This window comes from Bartonella sp. AC158YNML (assembly GCF_042196725.1).
In the GTDB taxonomy this organism is placed as follows: Bacteria; Pseudomonadota; Alphaproteobacteria; order Rhizobiales; family Rhizobiaceae; genus Bartonella.
In genome coordinates, this window is record NZ_JBHIQU010000003.1 from 1 (window position 1) to 16,272 (window position 16,272).

A 16,272-nucleotide genomic window follows, 5' to 3' on the forward strand; every position below is an offset into this window, starting at 1 on the left:
ATCACGAATATTAAGAATGAAATAGGCAAAGACATTGCCGATGCAAAAAGCGATTCCTTGTTGTGGAGTGAAACGGCTAAAGCCTTTGTAGCAACGCATGGCAAAGAAGGTAGTAAAACAAATAGTAAGCTTACGTCTCTATTAGATGGGGCCATTCAATCTGGTTCGACGGATGCAGTGACGGGTAATCAGCTTCATGCGTTAGGTGATAATGTTGCGAAGTCTTTAGGTGGTGGCGCTAAATATGAAGAAGGTCAATGGACCGCTCCTGTATTCACGGTTAAGAACGTCAACTCTGATGGTCAAACAGAAGATAAAAATTATAGTACTGTAGCTGCAGCTTTTACAGGTGTAGGGGATTCATTCACGAATATTCATAATGAGCTTAAGAATGAGATTAATAAAGTTGTAGGAGACAGTCTTGTTAAGCAGGATTCTGAAACGAAAGTAATCAAGATTGGGGCTGAAACAGAGGGCAGAACAATCACAATTGCAAACAGTAATGGTGATACACGTAGTATTTTTGGCGTGAAAGCGGCAACTCTCTCTGAAGATTCAACAGAAGCAGTAAATGGTTCCCAGCTTTATTCCTTGAATAAGACACTAGCGACATATTTTGGTGGAGGTGCGAGCTATGAAAATGGTGCATGGACGGCGCCTACTTTCAAAGTTACGACCTTTAATGAATCTGGAAATGCTGAAGAACATAGCTATGCCAATATTGCAGAAGCGTTTGCAGGTGTAAGCAGTTCATTCACGAAGCTTCACAATGATATTACAGATAATGATAATATTAAGCAGAATGCATTGTTGTGGAGTGATGAAGATAGTGCGTTTGTAGCGCTTCATGAGCAAGGTGACAAAAGAAGCAAGAGCAAACTGAAGTTACTTTTAGATGGAGATATTTCTGAAGGGTCTAGTGAGGCGATTACGGGTAACCAGCTTTATTCTTTGAATAAGACACTATCGATGTATTTAGGTGGAGGAGCGCGCTATGAAGGTGGCGCATGGCATGCTCCAGAGTTCAAGGTTGCGCGCTTCAATGCAGATGGTAGTTTATCAGATAAGAAGAACTATAATGATGTTGCAGGTGCCTTTGAAGGTGTTAGTGAGAGTATGACACTTATCAACGACCGAATTAAAGAGGTTTCTAGCAATATAGATACGAATAGTTTGCATTGGAATGAAGACGCTGGGTCGTATGATGCGCGTTATAAGGGGGTTTCGAGTAAGATTACGAATGTTTTGGGTGGCAAGGTTGAAAAAGGTTCGCAAGAAGTAGTGAATGGAGGTCAGCTATGGGAGACGAATGAGAAGGTCAACGAGGTTGATCATAAGGTAGATAAGCTAGACCAACATGTTAAAGATATTGAAACTGCGGTTATAGATGGAGCTGTTAACTATGACAAAGATGCGGAAGGTAAGAAGAGCAATAGCATCACATTGGTGGGTGGGAATGACAGTGAACCTGTGTTGATAGACAATGTCGGGGATGGTAAGATTGAGACAGGTTCTAAGGAAGCTGTTAATGGTGGTCAGTTGCATGATTATACAGAAAAGCAGATGAAGATAGTTCTTGACGATGCGAAGAAATATACGGATGATAAAGTTAGTAGTCTTGTCAATGATAGTCTTAACGAGTCGAAATCTTATACAGATATGAAGTTTGAGACGTTAAATTATGCCATTGAAGATGTTCGCAAGGAGGCAAGGCAAGCCGCTGCTATTGGTTTGGCTGTGTCTAATTTACGTTACTATGATATACCAGGATCCTTAAGTGTCTCATTTGGTAGTGGTTTGTGGCGGAGTCAATCGGCATTTGCTATTGGTGCTGGTTATACATCTGAAGATGGAAATATCCGCTCGAATGTATCTATTACGAGTGCTGGAGGTCATTGGGGCATAGGCGCTGGGATTACTCTGAGGTTGAGATGATAATAGAGAAAATGACTATTATTATAAAAAAGAGAAGTATGTTAGTGAATGTTTTGTTTGCTCTTGTCTTAATAGGCAAGGGCGAAAGCTTTGCTAATGAGAATGATAATATTTATACAGTGCATCCACCGCACTTATCGATACCTAAGGGTGAACCTGGTGAAACACGCCGAATTATTATGCAGTTTTATGACTGGACTTTGATTTGTGATGAAAAACAAAAGCTCAAGCAAGGTATATGTAATGTAACACAGACTGTTCATGATCAGGAAGGAAATACTATTTTTAGTTGGTCTCTTGTTTCTACGACAAATGGTCAAGCAGTGATGCTTTTTCGAACATTGCCAAATTCTGATATAAATGTTCCGATTCAAATGTTTGTGAAAGGTTATAAAAAACCTATTCTTATTCATTATACGCAATGTAATGAAACGGTTTGTTTGGCACAATCACCTGTAGGGCCAGTTTTTGCTAAACAAATAGAGCAGAACAATAAAGTACGTATTTCTTATAAGCTTAAAGAGGGAAAGGTATTTTCTTTTACTGTACCATTTAAAGGATTAAATGCAGCACTTAATTCTTTGCGTCCTTAGAAACATCGAGTGATTTTAACAAGGGTCATTTTTCATAACTCGTTGTGTTATATTTTTTAATGTGAATTATAGGATAAGATAAGTAAAAAGTTTTATGTAATATGCTATAGAGGTGATTTCTTCAAAAGAGTAGGAATTTTATGAATATAAAGTCACAATAAGTGATTTATGTGTAATAGAAAATCAAGTTAGAGTTTTTCATAAAGCTTAGAGAGTGATTGCATTATTTGTTAGAAATACTCAATTTTAAATAAATGAAAATACGTTTTCCTTACAATAATGAGTAGGCTAAATTTTTTAACTTCATATGGATTTTTAGAGTCATCTGATTAAGCATTAATATTTTTCAATTGAAGTGTTGTAATAATAGATAAATTTATAATCCTAGAGAATTTTTTGAACGATAGTTTTTCTTTGTATTCACGAGATAACAGCTATTGTAGTTGCATTTTGTAGTACTACGGAACTTTTATTCCAATATAATCAAAGCTGTTTCGTCAAACGAGGCTAGTGTGTGGAGAAAGCTATTGAAGAAAAAAGTAAAAATTCTTCTTATAAACTATTCCAATATATAGGTTTTTGTAACATTAGGAGTCAGCAGATAATATGATAGTGCTGGTTTGTTACAATAGAGGTGTGCTCCGGTAAATGGTATAAAGAAAAGAGCATAATTTATAAAAATTAATGTGAACGTAAACGATTAATTTATAGTTTTCAATTCATAAAGAGAAGAATGATTTCATGAAAACAACCAAAAGATTATACCAAAATCTGAATAATGCTAGCGTAGAAAATTTTGATGATAGAAAAAGAAGGAATGGTTTCTTTTATCATTTGATGCTGCATTGTTGCTTTATTTAGGAGTGAGTAGAAGAGTTTTTGCGTTTATTTATTGGGGGAAACGCTCAAAGGATGAGAGAAATGACCCCGTTAAATTATGGTTCAAAAGAGTCAGAGCGAGGAGAAACATGCGATACTGAAGCAGATCAGTTCTATGATCCGTGTGGTAGTAATAAAAACAATCTTTCTGCATTGTCACGAACAGAGGCACACTCCATATTTGTTGATATAAAGGGACAACAGAGAAAAAAATATTGTAAACAGAAACAGGTTTTTATTCAATCGGAAACAGCTTTTGAGTTTCATGGTCAGACAATGATAGGAGCTCAAAAAACAAAAAAACTCAAAGTTCCTTTTCTTCGACGGTTTTCTCAAGTAAAATCCCCACCTCTTTATGCGGCGCTTGATCTGGGAACGAATAATTGTCGTCTTCTTATCGCATCTCCCAGTAAACCTGGATATTTTCGTGTTGTTGATGCTTTTTCTCGTATTGTACGATTGGGAGAAGGTTTAATAAATAACGGTTTTCTTAATACGCAAGCTATGGATCGTGCGATTGAAGCATTAAAGATTTGTCATTTAAAATTAAAACAAAGGCATATTAAGTGTTATCGTTTGATTGCAACGGAAGCTTGCCGTTCAGCGGAAAATGGTAGGCATTTTATTCAGCGTGTTTTGGATGAAACAGGTCTTGAATTGGAAATTGTTGATCGGCAAACAGAAGCGCGTTTTGCGGTTACAGGGTGCAGTACGCTTGTTGAGCCAAATATTGATGCAATTGTGCTTTTTGATATTGGAGGAGGATCATCAGAAATTGTTCTCCTTGATGTTTCTCAAAAACGTTCTTTTCGTTTATCTGGACAGATTATCGCTTGGACTTCTCTTCCTGTTGGTGTTGTTACACTTGCTGAACGTTTTGGAGGAAATAATATTAGTTTAGACGATTTTGAAAAAATGAAAAGCTATGTGCGAAGGTTGTTAAATAATTTTTCAGATCGTCATAAATTAGGAGAGTTAGCGCAAGGTCCGAAGTTTCATCTTTTGGGAACCTCTGGTACAGTTACGACTTTAGCAGGAATGTATCTTAATTTAGAGCGTTATGATAGAAGAAAAGTGGATGGCATTTGGATGAATGATGCAGACATTACTCTTATGACAAAACGCCTATTGTCATGGGATATAGAAAAACGCGTAATAAGTCCTTTTATTGGGCGAGAGAGAGCAGATTTAGTTTTAGCTGGTTGTGCAATTTTAGATGTTATTCGAGAAGTTTGGCCAAGTCAGCGTTTAAGGGTTGCTGATCGTGGATTAAGGGAAGGAATTTTAATAGAGCTGATGTTACGCGATGGTGTATGGTGTCGTCATAGAAAGAGCAGAGATTTCAAGCGTTAGAGAACTAAATATGGAGACAATGAATAACGATGAAAAAAATAACAAAAACACCCAAGGGTGGCTATGGAGGTTCAGGGTCACATGAATTATATCAGCGCGTAAAAAAGAAAGCAGGAACCATTAAAGCTTCATCACGGCGATGGTTAGAGAGGCATCTGAATGATCCTTATGTTCATCAGTCAAAAGTAGATGGTTATCGTTCACGTGCGGCTTATAAACTCATTGAAATTAATGAACGTTATAGTTTTTTGAAAAAAGGACAAAAGGTTATTGATCTAGGAGCAGCACCTGGGGGATGGTGTCAGGTGGCTGGGCATATAGTAGGGTCAAGTGATGAAAAGCCTAGCGTGGTTGGTATTGATTATTTGCATGTTGATCCGTTGCCTGGGGTTGTAATGCTGGAAATGGATTTTTTACATGCAGATGCACCGCAGAAATTAATTGATGCTTTAGGAACAAAGCCGGATGTTGTGCTTTCTGATATGGCTGCACCAACAACAGGACATCGTCAAACAGATCATTTAAGAACGATTTATTTATGTGAAGTTGCTGCTGATTTTGCTCTTTCTGTTCTAAAACCTGGTGGGCATTTTTTGGCAAAGGCTTTTCAAGGTGGAGCAGAAAACACTCTTCTCACAATACTAAAACAGCATTTTAAAAAAGTCTATCATGTTAAACCACCCGCAAGTCGATCAGAATCAGTGGAGCTTTATCTTTTAGCGCTTGAATTTAAGGGAAAAACAAAAATACAAGAATAGCACCTTCTTTTAAGAAGGCTTAACTTTACTTACGTATTTGAAAAAGCTTAACTTTACGCATGTATTTAAGTATGATGATTTTTTCAAATAGTTATTCAGAGATATTTAGAGTTTCTCTGTTAACAATGATGAAAAACTGGTAAAATTAATATATTGCCTATAGAGGTAGAAAGATTGATTCCTCAGTGAGCGCTTCCAATGAAATTTCTTGATCAAGCTAAAGTTTATATTCGTTCTGGTAATGGAGGTTCTGGAGCAGTATCATTTCGTCGTGAAAAATTCATAGAATTTGGGGGGCCTGATGGGGGGAATGGGGGGCGGGGAGGTGATGTCTGGGCGCTTGTTGTTGATGGGCTTAACACGCTGATTGATTATCGATACCAACAACATTTCAAAGCAAAAACAGGGGGACATGGCAAGGGGCGTAATATGACGGGTGAGAAGGGTGATGATGTCATCCTTAAAGTTCCGGTTGGGACGCAAATTTTTGAAGAAGATAATACAACGTTAATCTGTGATTTAACGGAAGTGGGACAGCGCTATCGCCTTGCAAAAGGCGGGAATGGCGGTTTTGGCAATCTTCACTTTACAACATCGACAAATCGGGCACCGCGTCGTGCAAATCCAGGTTTGTCTGGAGAAGAGCGTGCAATATGGCTTCGTTTGAAGTTAATTGCTGATGCGGGACTTGTTGGTTTACCAAATGCTGGGAAATCGACTTTTTTAGCTTCTGTGACGGCTGCAAAACCAAAAGTTGCAGATTATCCTTTTACCACTCTACATCCTCATCTTGGTGTTGTACGAATTGATGGTCGTGAATTTGTTTTGGCTGATATTCCGGGGTTAATCGAAGGAGCCCATGAAGGGGTGGGAATTGGAGACCGTTTTTTAGGACATGTGGAACGTTGTCGTGTCCTCCTTCATTTGATTTCTGCTCAAGAAGAAGATGTTGCAAAAGCATATCAAATTGTGCGTCATGAACTTGAGTCTTATGGAAACAATCTAAGTAATAAGACTGAAATTGTCGCTTTAAGCCAAATAGATACGCTCACGGTTGACGAGCGTAAAACGAAACAGGAAGCTTTACAAAGAGTAACGGATCAACCTGTTATGATGTTTTCTGCGGTTAGTCGCGAAGGTTTAGAAAATGTGCTGCGTGCTGGTGCACGTATTATTGAAATTTCACGTAAAGAGGAGAACGGTGGGGATAGCAGGATTGATTGAGATGGCTGTTGGATTGCAAAAACTCACACACTATAAACGTATCGTGGTCAAAATTGGATCTGCACTTTTGGTTGATCCTCAGACAGGGTTACGGGTTGAATGGCTTAAAAGTTTGATCAGTGATGTTGTTGGATTACACAAAAAAGGTGTAGAGATATTATTGGTGTCTTCAGGGGCTATTGCTTTAGGAAGGACATTGCTACAGCTTCCTAAGGGGGCTTTGAAATTGGAAGAAAGTCAGGCATGTGCTGCTTTGGGGCAAATTGAGTTAGCGAAAACCTATGGTGATGCACTTGCTCAACATGGGCTCAAAACAGGCCAAATTTTGCTTACTTTATTTGATACGGAGGAGCGAAGACGTTATCTCAATGCACGTGCAACGATTGAGATGCTTTTATATTTGGGGGCTGTGCCTGTTATTAATGAGAATGATACTGTTGCGACAACTGAAATTCGTTATGGTGATAATGACCGTTTAGCTGCACGTGTGGCAACAATGGTGAGGGCAGATCTTTTAATACTTTTATCTGATATTGATGGTCTTTATACAAAGTCTCCCCATAGAGATCCTACGGCTGAATTTATACCTTTTGTTGCATCCATTACGCATGATATCGAAAAAATGGCAGATGTTGCTGCTTCAGAGTTTTCGCGGGGAGGAATGAAGACTAAGCTTGATGCCGGAAAAATAGCTAATGCTGCTGGAACGGCGATGATTATCACTTCAGGCAAACGTATGAATCCCCTTGCTGCAATTGACAAAGGTGAACGCAAGAGTTTTTTTGCAGCAAGTAAGAAATCTGTCAATGCTTGGAAAACATGGATTTCTGGTCATTTAGATCCATCTGGTGTTTTGACGATTGATCAAGGAGCCATTAGGGCTCTTGAAACAGGAAAATCATTATTAGCAGCAGGGGTTATTGGCGTTGAGGGAAATTTCCAGCGTGGGGATACGGTTGCAATTGTTGGTACAGATGGAGTTGAGATTGCGCGTGGACTTGTAAGCTATGACAAAGATGAGGCTGTACGCATTATAGGACATAAAAGTGAAGAAATTGAAGCTATTCTTGGGTATGAGGCGCGCTCTGCTATGGTGCATCGTAATGATATGATTGTACGTTGCTTGATCAATTCTGTTTAAAAAAGTTACTTTTGTTTTTATTATTTTGGCAGAGTGGATGATACGATGACTTTAGAAGAAAAAATGAAAGATATGGGACAAAAAGCACGCTATGCCGCTGCAGCATTGGCTGTTGCTTCTTCTGAGCAAAAGAACAATGCATTGGAAATGATCGCTTTAAGCCTAGAGGCTTACTCAGATGAAATTTTACAGGCGAATTGTTTGGATTTAGAGAAGGCTGCTCAGAATAATTTGAAAGCAGCAATGATTGATCGGCTTAGATTAGATGAATTGCGTTTGGGTGCAATGATAGATAGTGTTCGTCAAGTTGCTCATTTATCTGATCCTGTTGGGCAGGTCATAAGCGCGTGGACACGCCCCAATGGGCTTCATATAAGTCGTGTAAGAACACCTCTTGGTGTAATTGGCATTATTTATGAGAGTCGCCCAAATGTTACAATTGATGCGAGTGCTTTGTGTTTAAAAGCGGGCAATGCTGCGATTTTGCGCGGTGGTTCGGATAGCTTTCATTCTTCTCATGCACTTCATTGTGCGTTGGTACAAGGATTAGAGCGCTCTGGTTTATCCAAAGATGCTATCCAAATGGTTGGAACGACAGATCGTGCTGCCGTTGGGGAAATGCTCAAAGGATTGGATGGAGCGATTGATGTGATCGTACCACGTGGTGGAAAGAGCCTTGTTGCCCGCGTTCAGTCTGATGCACGTGTTCCAATTTTTGCTCATTTGGAGGGACTTTGTCATATTTATATTGATAAATCGGCAGATTTAGATATGGCACGCAATATTGTTTTAAATGCAAAGCTGCGGCGAACAGGGATATGCGGTGCTGTTGAGACAGTTCTCATTGACAGCCAAGCATTAAAAAAGTTTCTTCCTGTTTTAACTGCTTTACAGGAGAAGGGATGTGAAATTCGCGCCACAGAAGATATTGTTTTTCTTATGCCAGATGTAAAATTAGCCTCTGAAGAAGATTGGTCACATGAATATCTTGATGCTATTCTTTCTGTTAAAACGGTTGAGGGGGTTGAGGGAGCTATTGCTCATATCAAGCGTTATTCATCAGGACATACGGAATCGGTTATTGCTGAGGATTTGGAAGTGGTGAAGATCTTTTTTAATCATTTAGATTCAGCTATTTTATTACACAATGCATCGACACAGTTTGCTGATGGAGGTGAATTTGGTTTTGGAATGGAAATTGGTATCGCAACAGGAAAAATGCATGCACGTGGTCCCATAGGTGTTGAACAGCTAACATCATTTCAATATCATGTTAAAGGAAATGGTCAGGTTAGAGTTTGAAAAGCCTATTTTTTCCATGGAAAAATTGTATGCCACATGTTGAAAGATCTAATGTTGTAGGTCTTTTTGGTGGTTCCTTTAATCCGCCGCATGCGGGGCACCTTCTCGTTGCAAAAATTGCCATTCGGCGTTTACATCTTGATCAGTTATGGTGGATGGTTAGTCCAGGCAATCCTTTAAAGGATTGTACACAGTTACTCCCTTTAGAGGAGAGAATGCGATTAAGTTTTAAACTTATTGACCATCCGAAAATTCGCTTGACAGGTTTTGAAAAAGCTATAGGGAGCAAAGTATCGGTAGATACAATTTTCCATATTCTTACCCATTACAGTGGTGTAAATTTTGTATGGATTATGGGAGCGGATAGTTTTACAACGATACATCATTGGTATCGATGGCGTGATATTGTCTCTATGCTTCCTATTGCGATTATTGATCGTCCTTTAGGCAGTAGGTCGGCACTCTTTTCTCCTATGGCACAGATTTATCGCCGATTTCGTTTGGATGAGAGAGAAAGTGGGCGCTTACCTTTTATAAAACCGCCAGTTTGGACTTATTTGCATGGACCTTTATCTTTTCAATCTTCAACAAACCTTCGTTTGGAGAAGAATGATTTTTCTTGAACATTTCATAAGATTCTGCTTCTTTCTAAAGAAGTCTCTTTTTGACATTACACAACGACAAGAAAGGATATTGATCTGAAAAACGTTGCACACAAACACTCTTATGATATTATGCCTTCAAAAGAAAAAAAAGTTTTTTCTGTTAGTGAGAGTCTTGAAGTTATTCTCAAGAGTTTAGAAGATACAAAAGCAGAAGATATTGTTGCTATTGATATTCGAGGGAAGTCATCTTTGGCTGATTATATGGTCATAGCTTCAGCAAATTCGCAGCGTCATGTATCTTCTGTTGCTGATCATTTATTACATACTTGGAAAGATAGTGGGCAGGGGCTTGCGCGTGTAGAAGGGCTTGCTGGAGGTGACTGGGTATTGATTGATACAGGTGATATTATCATTCATCTTTTTCGTCCAGAAATTCGTCTTTTTTATAATTTAGAAAAAATATGGATGACGCCGGATTTAAATGATACAACATCAGTTCTTTTCGGAGATCATTAAAATGCAAATTTCTATTTTTGCGGTTGGTCGTATGAAAAGTGGGGCAGAGCAAACATTGGTTCAACATTATTTGGATCGTTTTTCTAAAAGTTCTGGTGCTGTAGGATTTCATTTAAAAAAGTTACACGAGATATCAGAAAGTCGTGCTCAAACAGCGCGTCAGCGTATGGAGGAAGAGGGGAAGAGACTCATTGAATTTTTGCCTGAAAAATATCAATTAATTGTGTTAGATGGGCGCGGAGAGTCGATTTCTTCAGCTGCTTTTGCTGAAAAATTAGGGTTTTATCGTGATGAAGGCATTCGAGATGTCATCATGGCTTTGGGGGGGCCAGATGGGCATAATGAACAGATAAGAAATCGTGCTGATTTTCTTTTATCTTTTGGTTTTATGACGTGGCCACATCAAATTGCGCGCATTCTTCTTGCAGAACAACTTTATCGTGCTGTAACAATTGCAAATCATCATCCGTATCATCGTTTTTAATATTTTTGTGCAATTTTTAGTACTTATTTATCTATTTATTAATATTGTTTTAGCCGACACCATTTAAAGCATCTTTAATGTATACGATGAGCTGTAATGGTTGTGCAAATGAAAAAGATTCTTCATAAAAAGATGCAATATTTATATGGGGAATGCGTGATATTTGTGGTACTACTCTTGAGTATGTTTTTTTGCTTTTCTGCATCGCATGCGGAAGATACAATGAGTAGTACGGCGGCACATAAAGCATTGGGAGAAATTCGCCAAAATATTTCACTTTCGCGTGAGCGTGTTACTATTCTTACGCGTCAAGTTGAGCATTTAAAAAAAGATCAACGTGTTTTGAGTGATGCACTTATAAAAGCGGCTAAAGAAGAACGTACAGTAGCAGATGATATTGCTAAAAGGGAAGAAAAGCTTAAGAAAATGATAGAACAGCGGGTACAAGTCTATCAAAGTTTAAAAAGTCGTCGTGCTGAATTTGCGGAAGTTCTTGCAATTTTGGAACGTATGGGATTGAATCCCCCTCCTGCTCTTATGATACAGCCAGAGGATGTGTTGGTTTCTATGCGTAGTTCTGTTTTATTAGGCGCTGTTATTCCTCAAATGCAAGAGAAAACACGAGATTTAACAGAGAAACTCAAGGAGTTGACCAATTTAAGCAATTCCATTACCATGGAATATACGGTATTAAAGACAAAACTGCAAAATCAAGCAGAGCAGCGAAAACGTCTAGAGCTTTTATTAGACAAAAAAAACAAGCTACAAGAAAAATCAGAAAAAGAACTTACAGAACAGCAACAAAAAAATATTTCTCTTGCTAAAAAAGCGCAGTCTTTGGAAGAATTGATTTTAGAGCTTGATCGTCAGTCAAAATTTAGCTCTGATTCATCAATACAGGTACGGAAAAATTTACAATTGTTAGAGCAGTCGAATTTTGAAAGCCGAAAAGGTTCTTTACTTTTCCCTGTTTCAGGAAAAAGAATTCGATTTTCTCATAATAATTCGCAGATTACGCGCTTTGGTGAAACGATTGAAACAGAGTCAGGTGCTGTTGTTATATCACCTGTGGATGCTTTTATTGCTTTTGCTGGGCCATTTCGTTCTTACGGACAGTTAATTATTCTCAATGTTGGAAATGGTTATCATATCATTCTTACCGGAATGTCGAAAATTAATGTAAAACAAGGGCAGTTTGTTCTTTCAGGGGAACCTTTGGGTATGATGGAGATGCAATTTATTGCGAATAGTGTTGCATTGGATATAGGCAAAACTGCTCCAATGCTTTACATTGAGTTTAGAAAGCAGGGAAAACCTATAAATCCAACTCCTTGGTGGCAGACTGAAAAAACGAGAAGGAGCCAAAATGATTCGTAAAGTTATTCTTTTGGTCGCTGGGGTATTGCTCGGCGCCAGTTCAATGATTATGGTGCAGTCTGTTGCTGCAAACAATGAAGGTAATGCGTATAAGCAGTTGGCTATATTTGGCGATATTTTTGAACGTGTTCGTATGCAGTACGTGACGGTTCCAGATGATAAAAAGCTTATCGAAAATGCTATCAATGGTATGCTTACATCGCTTGATCCCCATTCATCTTATATGAATGCTGAAGAAGCCAAGGACATGCGGGATTCTACGAAAGGAGAATTTGGCGGTCTTGGTATTGAGGTCACTATGGAGAAAAACTTAATTAAAGTTGTCTCTCCAATGGATGATACACCTGCTTCAAAAGCAGGTATTTTATCAGGAGACCTTATTTCAAAAATTGATGACGTACAAACGAATGGTCAAACATTGAATGAAGCTGTTAATAAAATGCGAGGGGCTCCTGGAACGCCAATTACCTTGACAATTATTCGTTCTGGCGTTGATAAGCCATTTGAAGTTAAGATTGTTCGTGATATCATTAAAGTGAAAGCGGTGAAATATCGCGTTGAGGGTGACATTGGATATTTGAGAATTATTCAGTTTTCTGAGCAGACATTGGGTAATCTTCTAGCGGCAATTAAAGATATCCAATCTCAAATTCCTGAAGATAAATTAAAAGGTTATGTCCTTGATTTACGGCTTAATCCTGGTGGGCTTTTAGATCAAGCTGTTAATGTTTCGAGTGCTTTTCTCGATAAAGGTGAGATTGTGTCGACTCGTGGGCGCAAAAAGAGTGATGTGACGAGATTTGATGCGAAGCCAGGTGATGTCACCAATGGAAAGCCGCTCATTGTCCTCATTAATGGTGGTTCGGCAAGTGCTTCTGAAATCGTTGCGGGTGCATTGCAAGATCATCGTCGTGCAACAATTTTAGGGACGCAGTCTTTTGGTAAAGGATCTGTTCAAACAATTATTCCTTTGGGTGAAAATGGGGCTTTACGCTTAACAACAGCACTTTATTACACGCCATCTGGCACTTCTATTCAAGGAACAGGGATCACGCCTGATATTATTGTAGAGCAGCCACTCCCCGAAAAATATAAGGGTTATGATGTAAAAGTTGGTGAGTCTGCATTAAAAGGACATATCAAAGGGAAACGGGAAAGTAATAAAGGCTCTGGTTCAGCTGCTTTTGTTCCGAAAGACCCTAAAGAGGATATTCAATTGAATGAGGCTTATAAACTGTTACGGGGTGAAATGGCAAATGCAGCATTCCCACCAGATCCCAATAAGGATATATTAAAGTGAAAAATGATATCTATAGCTTGCACTTTTGAGGAATATTAAATGGATGCGGGTATTAATTTAAAGGCTCTTCCTTATCGCAAATGTGTTGGGATTGTTGTCTTTAATCATGAGGGTAAAGTTTGGGTTGGGCGTCGTTTAATGACGCCTGTTCATGCAGATATTGAAATATCTCATCGTTGGCAGCTTCCTCAAGGAGGGATTGATGAAGATGAAAAGCCATTAGATGCGGCATATCGTGAACTCTATGAAGAAACTGGTATTCGATCTGTAAAGTTGATTAAAGAAGCACAAAATTGGTTCTGCTATGATTTTCCACAAGAACTTGTTGGGTGCACATTAAGCAATAAATATCGTGGGCAAATGCAAAAATGGTTTGCTTTTCAGTTTACGGGAGAGATTTCTGAAATTGCCATTAATCCGCCGCCAGAAGGCAATAAAGCGGAATTCGATCAATGGAAATGGGTTGATCTAGAAACCCTTCCTTTAATTGTTGTTTCTTTTAAAAAGCATGTTTATATGAAAGTTGTTAGCGAATTTCGAGGTAGCCTTCGGTTGTTATAAAAGCTATATGATTATAAGAAAGCTTTTTGTATTGAGATGCTTTATATTAATTTATAAATAATAAATATGTTTCTCTTTTATGTAAAGAACAGGGATATAAAATGAAAAAGTTATTTAATTTACTTATAGTTTGTACTCTTTTGAGTATTTCATCTGTTGCATTTGCAACAGGTTCAAAGCCTTCTGCAACAAAAGATGCAAAAGATGCAGTAGAGACATTACCAAATGGTGCTTCTTCTTTAACTGAAACCTATGGCTTGTGGACCATTAATTGTGGGTTACAAGAAGGGAAAAAAGTTTGCTTTATGCATCGTCAAGAAGTAAATGAGCAAGGGCGTGTTGTTGTGGCTATGAGCCTTATTCTCAATGCTGAGGGTGTTGTATCAGGTAGTTTAACCGTTCCTTTTGGCATTTTGGTTTCTAAACCTGTTCGTTTGCAAGTTGATGAAGGAAAAGCTGTTATTGAAACTGGTATAAGGACTTGTGTGCCAGCAGGTTGCATGGTGCCAGTCGTTTTTGACAAAAGTCACGTAGCAGCTTTACGTGCAGGAAAGCAATTAAAGTTGGCGATGACAATTGCTGCTGCAGGTGAACCGCCTTTGAATGATTTGTTTGTTCAGCTGAATGGTTTTAGCAATGCTCTTAATCGTTTGACTGCTTTGCAAAAATAATTTTAAAACTAAAAACGGCCTTTTAAAGGCCGCTTTTAGTTTGTTTGTTTTTTATAATTAATAATTAAAACGATGAGATTTAAGATTAATCCTATAAGGGATATTCAGATTTTTTGCCGTTTCTTCTATTTTATGTGCTATTTTTAATTTTGATATTTGTTTTCTAACTGCATCGTCATTAAATAGAGAGATGAAGAATTTAGATGTCTGGTTTTTATTCAAGAAAAAAGAGTATTGAAATATAAAACCATTTTTTGATACACAGGCCTGCTTTAATGAAGGTTTTCTATACGCTCTTCTGTTTCCTTGATTGAAAGGGATGACGCATGATTTATGCATTGCTTCGAACGATTGATTTGATTTTTGAGATTTATATTGATATTCTAATTGCTAGTGTTGTTTTTTCTTGGCTTTATGTCTTTAATATCATAAATTCACGCAATCGCTTTGTTGTTTTGATAGGAAGCTTTCTATATCGTCTTACAAATCCCGTTCTAAGCCGTATCCGGCAAATTTTACCAAATTTGGGAACAATTGATATTTCACCTATTATAGTGTTCGTTATTATTTATTTTATTCGTACTTTTATGTGGCGTGTTTACGCAAACATGTATGTATAGAAATGTTACTTGAGGCGAATACATGTTTTATCAAGTTGATAAAAATAACTTGATTTTGTTTGTATATCTCATTCCCAAATCATCTGTTGACAAAATAATAGGGGTTGAATGTAGGGATGGTGAAAAGCAATATCTGGTTATACGCCTTCGTGCTGTTCCTGAAGATGGAAAAGCGAATAAAGCTCTCATTAAATTTCTTGCGAAGCAGTGGAAAATCCCATCTTCTTCTATTTTCCTGAAAAGCGGCGCAATATCTCGCTACAAACAACTTTACTTTTCAACACATTTAGAAGAGCTACAACAGATATGGCAATCCTTCACAGAGTATATTTTGTAGAAGAAATAAATAATAAAGCCTATAAAAAATAGGCTTTATTTTATTAAAATCGTTATACTTTTTTATTGCGCTCAACAGCTTGCTTAATTAATTCATGAGCAAAGTTTTTATCACGCCATCCTTCAATTTTAGCCCATTTTCCAGGTTCCAGATCTTTATAATGCTTGAAGAAATGTTCAATTTGTTTGAGTGTAATCTCGGGCAGATCTGTATAGTCATGAATATTGATATAGCGTTTTGTTAATTTTGTCGTGGGAATGGCAATAATTTTTTCATCTTTACCACCATCATCTTCCATCATTAGAGCTCCGATGGGGCGAACATTGATAACACAACCAGGTATAAGTGGACGGGTATTACAGATAAGGACATCAATAGGATCACCATCATCTGAAAGCGTATGAGGGACAAAACCGTAATTTCCAGGATAAACCATCGATGTATGAAGAAAACGGTCAACAAATAATGCACCCGACTTTTTATCCATCTCATATTTTATTGGCTGACCACCAAGAGAGACTTCCACAATAACGTTAATATCTTCTGGTGGATTTTTGCCTACGGGTATTTCCTTAATATTCATAGAGACATCCTTTCTGGAATATAGTGAGGCTCA

General features: G+C 38.0%; 17 protein-coding genes. 16 read left to right on the top strand and 1 reads right to left on the bottom strand.

Going from position 1 to position 16,272, the window contains the following annotated elements; genetic code table 11:
- The 16 genes from ACFIM1_RS02315 to ACFIM1_RS02390 form a co-directional block, all read left to right on the top strand.
- Positions 1–1,935: Vomp family autotransporter (locus tag ACFIM1_RS02315; protein ID WP_375694477.1), on the top strand; the 1,935-nt coding region annotated here is incomplete at its 5' end.
- Entirely contained in the window at positions 1,932–2,528 is a 597-nt protein-coding gene (locus tag ACFIM1_RS02320) for an invasion associated locus B family protein (RefSeq protein WP_375609164.1), read from the top strand. The genes ACFIM1_RS02315 and ACFIM1_RS02320, both read left to right, overlap by 4 nt.
- Positions 2,529–3,449: 921 nt before the next feature.
- Positions 3,450–4,760 (top strand): Ppx/GppA phosphatase family protein, encoded by a 1,311-nt coding sequence (locus ACFIM1_RS02325; protein WP_375609165.1) that lies wholly within the window; start codon positions 3,450–3,452, stop codon positions 4,758–4,760.
- Between the two features lie 29 nt (positions 4,761–4,789).
- A complete protein-coding gene (locus ACFIM1_RS02330) occupies positions 4,790–5,518 on the top strand; it encodes an RlmE family RNA methyltransferase (protein ID WP_375609166.1) in 729 nt (242 codons plus the stop codon).
- Positions 5,519–5,716: 198 nt separating this feature from the next.
- Complete coding sequence (gene obgE, locus ACFIM1_RS02335; protein ID WP_375606736.1) at positions 5,717–6,742, top strand: GTPase ObgE; 1,026 nt, start codon at positions 5,717–5,719, stop codon at positions 6,740–6,742.
- Position 6,743: 1 nt separating this feature from the next.
- On the top strand, positions 6,744–7,883 hold the full coding sequence (gene proB, locus ACFIM1_RS02340) for a glutamate 5-kinase (RefSeq protein ID WP_375606818.1): 1,140 nt from the start codon (positions 6,744–6,746) through the stop codon (positions 7,881–7,883).
- 45 nt (positions 7,884–7,928) lie between these two features.
- Complete coding sequence (locus ACFIM1_RS02345; RefSeq protein WP_375609167.1) at positions 7,929–9,185, top strand: glutamate-5-semialdehyde dehydrogenase; 1,257 nt, start codon at positions 7,929–7,931, stop codon at positions 9,183–9,185.
- A 29-nt stretch (positions 9,186–9,214) separates the two neighbouring features.
- Positions 9,215–9,808 (top strand): nicotinate-nucleotide adenylyltransferase, encoded by a 594-nt coding sequence (locus ACFIM1_RS02350; protein WP_375609168.1) that lies wholly within the window; start codon positions 9,215–9,217, stop codon positions 9,806–9,808.
- Between the two features lie 111 nt (positions 9,809–9,919).
- On the top strand, positions 9,920–10,306 hold the full coding sequence (gene rsfS / locus ACFIM1_RS02355) for a ribosome silencing factor (protein WP_375607997.1): 387 nt from the start codon (positions 9,920–9,922) through the stop codon (positions 10,304–10,306).
- A gap of 1 nt (position 10,307) precedes the next feature.
- A complete protein-coding gene (gene rlmH, locus ACFIM1_RS02360; RefSeq protein ID WP_375609169.1) occupies positions 10,308–10,790 on the top strand; it encodes a 23S rRNA (pseudouridine(1915)-N(3))-methyltransferase RlmH in 483 nt (160 codons plus the stop codon).
- 96 nt (positions 10,791–10,886) lie between these two features.
- Positions 10,887–12,167, top strand: a complete 1,281-nt coding sequence (locus tag ACFIM1_RS02365; RefSeq protein WP_375607999.1) for a murein hydrolase activator EnvC family protein — start codon at positions 10,887–10,889, stop codon at positions 12,165–12,167.
- Entirely contained in the window at positions 12,157–13,467 is a 1,311-nt protein-coding gene (locus ACFIM1_RS02370; protein WP_375609170.1) for a S41 family peptidase, read from the top strand. Before ACFIM1_RS02365 ends, ACFIM1_RS02370 begins: the two co-directional genes overlap by 11 nt.
- 39 nt (positions 13,468–13,506) lie before the next feature.
- Positions 13,507–14,028: an RNA pyrophosphohydrolase gene (locus tag ACFIM1_RS02375; protein WP_375609171.1), complete on the top strand. Its 522-nt coding sequence runs from the start codon at positions 13,507–13,509 to the stop codon at positions 14,026–14,028.
- A 101-nt stretch (positions 14,029–14,129) separates the two neighbouring features.
- A complete protein-coding gene (locus ACFIM1_RS02380) occupies positions 14,130–14,699 on the top strand; it encodes an invasion associated locus B family protein (protein ID WP_375608002.1) in 570 nt (189 codons plus the stop codon).
- A 326-nt stretch (positions 14,700–15,025) separates the two neighbouring features.
- On the top strand, positions 15,026–15,319 hold the full coding sequence (locus ACFIM1_RS02385) for a YggT family protein (protein WP_375608003.1): 294 nt from the start codon (positions 15,026–15,028) through the stop codon (positions 15,317–15,319).
- Positions 15,320–15,341: 22 nt separating this feature from the next.
- Complete coding sequence (locus tag ACFIM1_RS02390; RefSeq protein WP_375609172.1) at positions 15,342–15,656, top strand: DUF167 domain-containing protein; 315 nt, start codon at positions 15,342–15,344, stop codon at positions 15,654–15,656.
- 52 nt (positions 15,657–15,708) lie between these two features.
- Here the strand turns inward: ACFIM1_RS02390 and ppa are convergent, their stop codons facing one another.
- Positions 15,709–16,239 (bottom strand): inorganic diphosphatase, encoded by a 531-nt coding sequence (gene ppa, locus ACFIM1_RS02395; protein WP_375606746.1) that lies wholly within the window; start codon positions 16,237–16,239, stop codon positions 15,709–15,711.
- Positions 16,240–16,272 lie beyond the last annotated feature (33 nt).

What these genes read in the sequence shown, in the direction of transcription:
- obgE (WP_375606736.1), top strand. Translation starts at nt 5,717, where the DNA reads ATGAAATTTCTTGATCAAGCTAAAGTTTATATTCGTTCTGGTAATGGA.
- rlmH (WP_375609169.1), top strand. Translation starts at nt 10,308, where the DNA reads ATGCAAATTTCTATTTTTGCGGTTGGTCGTATGAAAAGTGGGGCAGAG.
- ACFIM1_RS02375 (WP_375609171.1), top strand. Translation starts at nt 13,507, where the DNA reads ATGGATGCGGGTATTAATTTAAAGGCTCTTCCTTATCGCAAATGTGTT.
- proB (WP_375606818.1), top strand. Translation starts at nt 6,744, where the DNA reads ATGGCTGTTGGATTGCAAAAACTCACACACTATAAACGTATCGTGGTC.
- ACFIM1_RS02350 (WP_375609168.1), top strand. Translation starts at nt 9,215, where the DNA reads ATGCCACATGTTGAAAGATCTAATGTTGTAGGTCTTTTTGGTGGTTCC.
- ppa (WP_375606746.1), bottom strand. Translation starts at nt 16,239, where the DNA reads ATGAATATTAAGGAAATACCCGTAGGCAAAAATCCACCAGAAGATATT.
- ACFIM1_RS02385 (WP_375608003.1), top strand. Translation starts at nt 15,026, where the DNA reads ATGATTTATGCATTGCTTCGAACGATTGATTTGATTTTTGAGATTTAT.
- ACFIM1_RS02370 (WP_375609170.1), top strand. Translation starts at nt 12,157, where the DNA reads ATGATTCGTAAAGTTATTCTTTTGGTCGCTGGGGTATTGCTCGGCGCC.
- rsfS (WP_375607997.1), top strand. Translation starts at nt 9,920, where the DNA reads ATGCCTTCAAAAGAAAAAAAAGTTTTTTCTGTTAGTGAGAGTCTTGAA.
- ACFIM1_RS02390 (WP_375609172.1), top strand. Translation starts at nt 15,342, where the DNA reads ATGTTTTATCAAGTTGATAAAAATAACTTGATTTTGTTTGTATATCTC.
- ACFIM1_RS02345 (WP_375609167.1), top strand. Translation starts at nt 7,929, where the DNA reads ATGACTTTAGAAGAAAAAATGAAAGATATGGGACAAAAAGCACGCTAT.
- ACFIM1_RS02330 (WP_375609166.1), top strand. Translation starts at nt 4,790, where the DNA reads ATGAAAAAAATAACAAAAACACCCAAGGGTGGCTATGGAGGTTCAGGG.
- ACFIM1_RS02320 (WP_375609164.1), top strand. Translation starts at nt 1,932, where the DNA reads ATGATAATAGAGAAAATGACTATTATTATAAAAAAGAGAAGTATGTTA.
- ACFIM1_RS02380 (WP_375608002.1), top strand. Translation starts at nt 14,130, where the DNA reads ATGAAAAAGTTATTTAATTTACTTATAGTTTGTACTCTTTTGAGTATT.
- ACFIM1_RS02325 (WP_375609165.1), top strand. Translation starts at nt 3,450, where the DNA reads ATGACCCCGTTAAATTATGGTTCAAAAGAGTCAGAGCGAGGAGAAACA.
- ACFIM1_RS02365 (WP_375607999.1), top strand. Translation starts at nt 10,887, where the DNA reads ATGGTTGTGCAAATGAAAAAGATTCTTCATAAAAAGATGCAATATTTA.